Annotated in this window: 9 protein-coding genes; 1 reads left to right on the plus strand and 8 read right to left on the minus strand. The window is 59.3% G+C overall.

The features are described from left to right. Nucleotides 1-32: 32 nt before the first annotated feature. The 5 genes from ACM62G_RS00660 to ACM62G_RS00680 all read right to left on the minus strand — a co-directional run bounded on the left by ACM62G_RS00660 (nt 33) and on the right by ACM62G_RS00680 (nt 4,957). On the minus strand, nt 33-965 hold the full coding sequence (locus ACM62G_RS00660) for a SphA family protein (protein WP_416772784.1): 933 nt from the start codon (nt 963-965) through the stop codon (nt 33-35). Between the two features lie 100 nt (nt 966-1,065). Then, nucleotides 1,066-1,599, minus strand: a complete 534-nt coding sequence (locus ACM62G_RS00665) for a flavin reductase family protein (protein ID WP_273823369.1) — start codon at nt 1,597-1,599, stop codon at nt 1,066-1,068. A gap of 12 nt (nt 1,600-1,611) precedes the next feature. Next, the gene (locus tag ACM62G_RS00670) at nt 1,612-2,850 is read right to left on the minus strand and encodes a styrene monooxygenase/indole monooxygenase family protein (RefSeq protein WP_419736480.1); all 1,239 of its coding nucleotides are present in this window, start codon (nt 2,848-2,850) and stop codon (nt 1,612-1,614) included. A gap of 67 nt (nt 2,851-2,917) precedes the next feature. After that, nucleotides 2,918-3,703 (minus strand): SDR family oxidoreductase, encoded by a 786-nt coding sequence (locus tag ACM62G_RS00675; protein WP_419736481.1) that lies wholly within the window; start codon nt 3,701-3,703, stop codon nt 2,918-2,920. A gap of 3 nt (nt 3,704-3,706) precedes the next feature. Continuing rightward, nucleotides 3,707-4,957, minus strand: a complete 1,251-nt coding sequence (locus tag ACM62G_RS00680; protein ID WP_419736482.1) for a dienelactone hydrolase family protein — start codon at nt 4,955-4,957, stop codon at nt 3,707-3,709. Between the two features lie 512 nt (nt 4,958-5,469). On the opposite strand from ACM62G_RS00680, the gene ACM62G_RS00685 reads away from it, so the two are divergent. Beyond that, nucleotides 5,470-6,543 (plus strand): RHS repeat-associated core domain-containing protein, encoded by a 1,074-nt coding sequence (locus ACM62G_RS00685; protein WP_419736483.1) that lies wholly within the window; start codon nt 5,470-5,472, stop codon nt 6,541-6,543. 40 nt (nt 6,544-6,583) lie between these two features. Here ACM62G_RS00685 and ACM62G_RS00690 read toward each other — a convergent pair whose 3' ends face one another. From ACM62G_RS00690 to ACM62G_RS00700, 3 genes are all read right to left on the minus strand, one after another. After that, nucleotides 6,584-7,378, minus strand: coding sequence for a transposase (locus tag ACM62G_RS00690; RefSeq protein WP_419736484.1), 795 nt, complete (start codon nt 7,376-7,378; stop codon nt 6,584-6,586). 27 nt (nt 7,379-7,405) lie between these two features. Further along, on the minus strand, nt 7,406-7,648 hold the full coding sequence (locus ACM62G_RS00695) for a hypothetical protein (RefSeq protein ID WP_419736485.1): 243 nt from the start codon (nt 7,646-7,648) through the stop codon (nt 7,406-7,408). A gap of 424 nt (nt 7,649-8,072) precedes the next feature. Continuing rightward, nucleotides 8,073-8,606 carry a hypothetical protein gene (locus ACM62G_RS00700; protein ID WP_419736486.1) on the minus strand — a complete coding sequence of 178 codons (534 nt, stop codon included), beginning with the start codon at nt 8,604-8,606 and terminating at the stop codon, nt 8,073-8,075. Nucleotides 8,607-9,210 lie beyond the last annotated feature (604 nt).

The following is a 9,210-nucleotide window of genomic DNA, read 5'->3' on the forward strand; positions in this document are numbered from 1 at the left end:
AACGCTGATGAAGACTGACGCCCAGGAGCCGATCAGAAGTGGTGGATATAACGCACCTGCAGCCGCGAGCCGTCGGGGCGGTTTTCCACGTCCTGTTCGAAATAGGCGTTGAACACCAGGTGATCGTCCTTGGAGAAGCTGTACATCGCCCCCGGCCCGATGGCCCAGACCTTTTCCCGGCGCCCGGAGACTTCGTGGCCGTCGACCCGGGTGTCGCTGATCTGCTTGAGCCAGTAGCCGTTGATGCCCAGGCGCAGTTGCGGGGTGACCGCGTAGTCGGTGGCGAAGTTGGCGTGCAGGGCCTGGCCGGCCTGGATATCGCTGGCATCGCCGAAGCCGTAGCCGGGGTCGTGGTTCTTGAAGTTGTACAGGTAGTGGGCACGCACCGAGGCCGTCCAGTTCGGGGTGAACCAGTAGGTCGCCGCCCAGTAGGGGTTGAACGACACCGCGTTGTTGCCGGGGTTGATGTCCTTCTTGTCGCTGTACTCGCCGGTGGGCAGGTTGACCTGCAGTTCGATGCGGTGCACGAACAGCGGACCGTCCTTGCCCATGATCGGGTCGAACTGGATGAACGGGCCGATCAGCCAGTCGCCGACCCCGCCCTGGTCCTTCAGGGCCGCGTTGTCGAGACCATCGTCGACCTTCATTTTGGTCACGATGGGCAACACGGTGTTCAGGCCGAGGCTGGCGTTGCCCAGGCGCAGGTCCGAGAGGTAGCTGACCTGGGTGACCGCGACCTGGTAATCCAGCTCGGTCCTGGGCAAGCCCAGCTTGTCGCCGTTCTTGTCCACCAGGCGGTTGGCGCTGTAGTTCTGGAAGTACTGCTGCAGGTACCAGCCCGGCCCCGCCGGCAGACCGCCGTCGAGAAAGCTGGTGAGGCCGAGGTTGACCACCGGCAGGTCATAGGCCTGGGCGGCACCACTGCCGAGCGCGAGGGCACAGGCCAGGTTACGGATGTTGTTCATGCAAGGCTCCTTGGCTCTGTAGGAAATGCATCTGCGCTCGCCCAGGCGGCGTTGAAGACATTTCGTACAGACCCGAATGTTGTTGTAAGAGGCAGGAGACTCAACGGCCGAGTTCGGGGTGCGCGACGGCGACCCGGTACTGCCCGGCGTGGAAGACCAGCGGTTCTCCGCCGCTGTGTCGGTAGTGCTCGATTTCACCGAGGAAGATCAGGTGGTCGCCGCCCTCGTACTGGGTCAGGTTGCGACACACCAGGGTGGCGATGGCGCCGTCCAGCAGCGGCACGCCCGCCGTGGCCTCGACATGCTCGATGCCGGCGAACTTGTCCGCCGCCGGCCGCGCAAAGTGCCCGGACAGGCCGTGCTGGTCGCTGCCCAGCACGTTGATGGCGAAGTGGCTGGCAGCGAGGAAGTCGCTCACGCTCGGCGCCGTACGCGCCAGGCTCCAGAGCACCAGCGGCGGGTCCAGGGACACCGAGGAAAACGAGTTGGCGGTCATGCCGACCTTGCGCCCGTCGGCGCCACGGGTGGTGATCACGGTGACCCCGGTGGCGAACTGGCCGAGCAGGTTGCGCAGGGCGCGTGGCTCGCTGCTGTCGGCGGCGATCAGGTCCAGAGGCAGGTGCATTGCGTTCATATCCATCACTCCTCAGGCGGCCACGGGCGAAAGCTTGGCGATGAAGGCCTGGCAGGCCTGGGCATCGAACCACCACGGGGCGAAGCGGCGCGGATCGTCGAAGTTGTTGGCGATGACCGAAGCCAGGGCCTGCGACTGCCCGGCGGCGCCGAGCAACTGCAACAGATGCTCAGGCGGTGGCAGCAGCATGCTGTTGGTCCAGCCGACCACGTGCTGGGCGTAGTCCCAGTAGCGCTCGAAGGTCTGCACCATCCACTGCGGGGTGAACGGCTGGTCACCGTGGGCGAGGATGGCGTCGAGGTAGACCTTGCTGCACTTGGCGGCGTTGTTGGACCCCTGCCCGGTGATCGGGTCGTTGACCACCAGGGCATCGGCCATGCCAAACACCGGCAGGCCCGAGGGCAGCTCCAGCACCGGCTTGCGCACCATCGGCGTGAAGCGCCCGGCCAGCACGCCGCCGGCATCGGTCAGCTCGACATGACGGCAGCGCTCGGCTTCCCACGGCACATAACGGCGCACGATCTCCAGGCTGCGTTGCAGATGCTGCTCGGGGGTCTGCACGTCCTGCCAGCAGTCCATCGGACCGCCGGGGACGCCTTCGAAAACCATGATTTCACACGGCCCGCTCAGGGTCAGCGCCGGGAACACGAAGTACTCGCCCACCCCGGGAATCAGGTTGAAGGCCACCCGCGAGTACGGCGACATCGGCGTCATGCCCTTCACATAGGTCAGGGCCAGGGCCCGTTGCGGCTGGTTGAAGCGGGTGCGCTCGGCGTCCTTGGGGAACTGGTTGACGATCTCGCCCTTGCCGGCGGCCAGCAGCACCAGGTCGTGGCTGGCGGCCAGGCGTTCCAGTTCGGCGATGCCGACGTCCTCGATCTGCAACTCGCCGCCACGGCGGACGAACTCGTCCATCCACGCCGGCATCTTCAGGCGCTGGTCCACCGCCTGGGCGTAACGCTCCAGGCGCGCGCTCCAGTCGATCAGCTTGCTGCCCGACTGCTGCGGGTTGGGCACGGTCAGGCCGATGCCTTCCACGGCGGGGCACTGTTCTTCCCAGAAGTTCAGGCCCAGGTCGCGTTCGGTCTGCAAGGCGGTGTTGAACATGCACTGGCTGGACATGACCTTGCCGGCGCGGATCTGCTCGGCGGTGCGGTTGGTGGTGATGCTCACCTGGTAGCCCTGGGCAAGCAGCCCGAGGCCCAGTTGCAGGCCGGCTTGTCCGGCCCCGACGATAGCGATGCGACGCATGGAGTGTCTCCTGTTGTTCGAATGTCTTGAAGAAAAAGCCCGCGCACCCGGCGCGAGCAAAACGGCTCTATTCGGCCAGCCGCGCAATGGCGGGCTGGTTGCGCTCCGGTCCCATCACCGAGTAGCCGCCATCCACCGCGTAGTCCGCGCCAGTGACGAAGCTGGCCGCCGGCGAACAGAGGAAGGCCACCACCTGGGCCACTTCGGCCGGATCGCCGAGGCGTCCGAGCAGGTGATAGTCGGCGGCCACCCGGTCGGCCTTGGCACGGTCGCCGCCGCTGACTTCGGCGATCACCCGCGACCAGGTCCAGCCCGGCGACACCGAGTTGACCCGGATGCCATCGGCGGCCAGGTCCATGGCCATGCACCGGGTCAGCTGCTGCAAGGCGGCCTTGGACACCGGGTAGAGCCAGCGCCCGGTCTGGGCACAGCCGGCGGAAATCGAGGTGAAATTGATCACCACGCCGCCGTTGGCCTTGAGGTCGGCATGCACCGCACGCACCAGTTGCACCGCCGACACCAGGTTGATGTCCAGGGCGCGCAGCCACTCGCCGCGGTCGGAGGCGATGCCCTGGTCGAGGTAGGTGCACGCCAGGTTGATCACCAGGTCGATCCGCCCCCAGCGTTGCCGGACCTGCCCCACCGCGTCGTCGAGGGCGGCATCGTCGGTCAGGTCCACTGCCACGAACAGGCCGTTGTCGGCCAGGCCCGCCGCGACCTCGGCGCCCCTGGGATCGATATCCAGCAGCGCCACCCGGGCACCGGCGGCGACCAGCGCCTCGGCGACGGCGGCACCGATCAGGGTCGCGCCGCCACTGATCAGCGCCACCTTGTCCTGCAGGTTCATGGACATGGCTCAACCCTCGATCGGCAGGTCGGCGCTGGCGGCCCAGCCGGGCATCAGCGTGTTCGACGGCAGGCTTTCATCGAGCAGCTTGTGCGCGGTCACCGCCCCGGCCACCGGCAGGCCGGTGGGGTCGAGCAGGCCGATCTGCACCAGCACGCTGGCCTGGTCCCAGTAGATGTGCTCGTGATAGAGCTTCGGCCCGCGGAACTTGACCACGCCCAGCATGGGGATCTCGACGAAGCGCCCGGTGGGGGCCACGCCCGGCAGCAGCCAGTCGATCTCGCGGTCGTGGGTGAAGCTCATGATGAACTCGTCGACGATCTGCGAGGCGCCCACGGTGCGCGAGATCGGCGTCAGGCTCATGTCCTGCGGGTTGCCATGCACGAAGTGGTAGCGATAGAAACGCGCCAGCTCGCGGTAGCCGACGCCACCGGTCATGGTCGGGATATGGTTGACGTAAGGCTGGGGCACCATGGTCGCCATGGTCGCGGGCACGTCACGGGTATCGAACTCGTGGCGGATATGTTCTTCCCACAGCGCCGAGAGGTTGTAGTCCGGGCCGATGGTACGGCGCAGCGCGGCGATGGTGCGCTCGTGGGCGAGCAGTGCCGAAGGCTTGTGAAAGTGATCGCCGGCAGGACGGGCGAAGGCATGATCGACATTCGGGTAGACATAGGCTTCGGTGCCCGGCGTCTGCTGCAACGCGGCGATGATCGACTCGCGGGCGCCGGCCTGGCAGAACTGATCTAGTTCGGCGAAGTGCAGGACCAGGCGACCACTCAGGCCTTCGAGTTCATTCAGGGCCTGCTCGATGCCCACCCCGTAGTAGCCGACGGCACAGGCCACTTCCGGCAGGCGACAGGCGGCGAGGTAGGCAAGCTTGCCACCCAGGCAGTAGCCGACCACGCCGAGACCGTCCGCGCTGCAGGCGTCCAGGCCACGCAAATGGCGCAGGCTGGCGGCGATGTCGCGGATGCCGTGGCCTTCGTCAAAGGCCTGGTAAAGGGCGAAGGCGCGTTGGAAATCGGCCTCGTTGTAGCCCAGATCCACCCCAGCCTCCTGGCGCCAGTACAGGTCCGGCACCAGCACCGTGTAGCCTTCCTCGGCCAACTGGTCCGCCACTTCGCGCATGGCGGCGTTGACCCCGAAGATCTCCTGGCAGAGCACCACGCCCGGGCCGCGGCCATCGATGGATGTGGCCAGGTAGGCCTGGAACTGCTCGCCGGAATCCGAGCGGACGTTGACGTAATGTCCCTTCATTGCGATGTCTCCAGTCGTTGACGTGGGGACATCTTCGGGCGGTTGCGCGAATGGGGCTGTCCGTTGGGTGCGTGAAAAGTCCGCTGGCTGCGAAAAGTTTTCGGCGGGTGCCATTCATCACGACGCGGTCGTGTGGGAGTGGGTTTAACCGCGAATGGGCACGTCAGCACACTGCAAGCACTTCAGGTTCGCCCCCTCCTCACTTTGAACTGAACCGCCCAGGTTGAGTTAAAGGACAAACCTGCCGTTAAAAACAGCAGGGCGCGGTGGCTTTTGACCTTGACGCGAGACCGGCTAATGGGCGTCCCCGTTTCTCCGCGCGTCGTGAACGCGCGGCGACGTTGGCGTGGAGCACATCGGTGGGGCTGTCAGCATCGATCAGCAGACTGAGGATCAGGCAGTCGATAGCTCTGCAAGCATGGGTACGAACCTAATAGTTCTGCCAGTAGGCAATGACCCGGAAAAAGCCCACACTCGGCACAGCAGTTTCGACCCTGCCTGGAGTCTGGCCAATGCTGACGCTCCCCCGCGAAACCCTACTGTGTCGCTATCACTACGATCCACTGGATCGCCTGATCGACTGCGCTGTATCAAACCAAGCCAATCTCCTGCGTTTCTACTGCGAAAGCCGCTTGGCCAACGAGATTCAGGGCGCTAAACAGACCCGTTTTTTTCAACACGACAACCAGCTACTGGCTCAGCAACAGCGCCAGGATAATGCCCAGAACACCTGGCTACTGGCCACAGACTCGCAACGCTCGGTGCTGAAAACCCTCCGAGGCGCCATTGACCACCCCATCGCCTATACCCCCTATGGTCATGGCAAGATAACAAGTCACCTGGGCAGCTTGCTGGGCTTCAAGGGTGAAAGAGCCGATCCGATCACTGGGCACTATCCGCTGGGTAATGGCTATCGTGTCTTCAATCCGGTATTGATGCGTTTCAATAGCCCGGACAGCTGGAGCCCTTTTGGTGCTGGCGGCATAAACAGCTATCTGTATTGCCTGGCTGACCCCGTCAATCGAGTAGATCGCGATGGACACATTTCAACTCCAAGCCCCCGCACGGTGCTTCCTGATCTCTGGCGAATAAAAAGCGCTAACAGCACAACAAAGTTCTACACCTCCAGACTGGGCGTCAATGCCTCCAACGAGAAGACGCTGAAGAAAACGATAATGCGCAACGAGACAGGCAGTGGCTGGACTGAGTTGACAAGTTGGCCCCAAAAAAATGGCGATGCAAGAACCAGAATGGCCGAAGGCAGTTGGCTAAAACCAGAAATCACCGTTACCGACAATAAAAGCATCCGGACAATAAAAAACAACAACCCGACCCTGCTGGAGCTGGCCTTCAATCAAACCCCCGGAAAACTATTGATAAAACGTAAGATACACAGAATCCCTTACGACGTCGACGACAGAAACTTGGAAAACTACAAACGTGCGCAAGTAGCAAAACTGCTGTCCAACTGGCCCAGCGCAGAGGAGCGCGAGGCCCTTTCAGCCCGCATCACTGAGCACATGGAAAAAGGCTTGGTTCTCGGTGTTCGCCCCAAGTCATCAAGAGATAACATCAGAGCCGACTGAACAACAGGAACACTTCCAGCAGCACAATCTTTAAACACTATTAAAAACGAAAAATGGGAACGGATTTATTTCCCGAGCCTCGCTTCTGCCGCTCCGGACCTCGGAAAAACGGGGACCGAAAAACGGGGACGGATTTATTTTCCTGACTCCGAGCCGGCCGCCCCGGACCTCGTTTCTCTATCCGTAAGCCAATAATCCTTTCCACCTCGTCCACGAAACGATCCGTCCCGGTCAACTGACTTCTTTGCAAAGCATCGCGGATCAGACTGATTTCATCAGTTGCAACAGCTTGTCGAACAAATGCCTCGTAACGCTGGCCACGTTCTTTCGCAGTATCACCCAAAGCAGCGAAGCAAGGATCAACATCCAGCAAACAGTCGTTTTCTACACCACTCATCCGAGCCTGATAGCTCGACCATGGGTAATCTACCGGATCAGCGACCATTCGAGCACGCACAGGATTCAGTTCGATGTAGCGACAACACGCCAGCAGATAAGCATCCGATTGCACGACACTGGACTTGTATCGGCTTTCCCACAAGGTGCCCGAACGACCCTCCAGCCGATTGCGATAACGTGTCGTCCGTGCTGCCAGCGCCTTCATCAACTGGCCCAACCCTGCAACCGCGTCACCGGGGGCCAGCAAAAGATGAACATGATTGGTCATCAGGCAATAGGCGTAGACCTTCACGCCGAATACTTCCTTGAGCTCCCGCAGATTTTCGAGATAACGGTGATAATCTTCCGCATCCGCAAACACTATCTGACGGTTATGACCGCGTTGTACTACATGGTGCGGGTAGTTTGGTAAAACAATACGTCCCATCCTGGGCATACCTGAAGCCTCCTTCCGTTGAAGGTTTCAGAGTAGCAGACGGTTCAGAAAATAAATCCGTCCCCGTTTTTGCTCGTCCCCGTTTTTGCTGAAGAGAAACAGCCTTTCGATGCCAAGCGCTGTTTCGTCTAAAGGACGAGTTAAGGTGATGGCCGGCCAACCAAAACGGGACTGGGCGTGAACCACAAAATCTGAGTGGAAGCCGGCTGTCACCGCCTGAGTGTGTTGTAACCGGGTCGTCTGCCAAGTGATCCCGTTGGGACTGGACATGTATTAGCACGAACCACAGTTCTGTGACACGTTTTGGACATCTTGGCGGCACCAACGTTTCTCTGGGGCAGTTAGCTGCCAGGGCGGCGCGCGCAGTATCGCGACCGCTTGATCCAAATGGGTGTCAGGCACGACTCGGTCGTAGCCAGACCATGAGAAAACGGGTTCGACGGGTTCAACCGATCAGGTTGAGTTGGAGGACAAACCCTGCCGTTAAAAACAGCAGGGCGAGGTGGCATTTGACCTTGACGCGAGACCGGCTAATGGGCGTCCCCGTTTCTGCAGACGCCCGTTTCTACGTCCCCGTTTCTACGTCCCCGTTTCTACGTCCCCGTTTCTACGTCCCCGTTTCTACTGCCGTTTCTATTGCAGAAAATAAACCCTAAAACAATCTGCCCCAGCTCCTCCGCCCTTCCCGGCCAGCCTAATTTGATTTTCCGCCAGACATTCGCTCGCTATTTACTCTAGCAATATCCATTTTCTCCTCAGCCGATAACTTACCCCACTCGCTATGCCACAACCTTTCTCTATATAAGTCATCTGCAACAAAAGGAATATTTTCATCCAACGCATCAATTGCAGAAATATATTCTACAGGAGGAAGATAACCATGAACCTCAATATAATGGAGAATCATCACAGGAGACGCATAGACAACTTCACGCCCAGGAATCCAAAGCCCAGAATCAGGTATTAATCTCCCAGAAGACCCAAACAGCTTAATCTCACCACATAATTCACAAACAGGAAATTCCCGAAGCGGCTCCACAAGAGGCTTAACACAACCAGCGCCATCGACAAGAGACTTCAATTTATTAAAAGTCGAAATCGGCATGTCTCCCGTCGAAAACTCAGATTCAACATCAATCCAACCAACATTTTTCACCCCTTTCAAAATATAAGGCGCTATCCCATAAGAATAGTCAGTCAAGTCTGGAAAAACATTGAATTTATTCATAATCACTACTTCGACGGTATGTATGGAACGGACAAAAACGGGACAAAAACGGGGACGGATTTATTTCCCGAGTCTCGCTTCGGCCGCTTCGGAATTCGTGTCAACAATACTCTCCACCTCGCCCACGAAACGATCTGTTCCTGTCAACTGGCCTCGTTGCAGAGCATTATCGGAGAAAATAAATCCGTCCCCGTTTCTGAAAATAAATCCGTCCCCGTTTCTGTTTTCACACCTTGAATTTTGCGCCACCTCCGTGAGGTGCGGAGGCCGGCCAGATGATCCTCAGATTCATTCCCCTAAAAATCAAAGGAGATCTTTCACCTCTATATTCACAGAAAAAATTAAAGGCAACACATGAATAACATCATTAATATTCCCAGGCAAATCACAAACCTTTCTATTTTTCTTAGGCCTAGCTATTAAATTGTACCCCCCATCATAATTAGCATCATAACTAAATAAACCTCTCCTGGCCATACCAACAAATGACCGTAAGTAGCGCTCACGCTGAGCACTATCACTAAACTCAGGGAGATTACCCTCAACAACCTCAACGTCAACATTATCTTCTATAGAAAAAAGTAATCATAAACATACTCATACA

Origin of the sequence: Pseudomonas sp. COR18, assembly GCF_048568395.1 — a bacterium.
GTDB lineage: Bacteria > Pseudomonadota > Gammaproteobacteria > Pseudomonadales > Pseudomonadaceae > Aquipseudomonas > Aquipseudomonas fuscovaginae_B.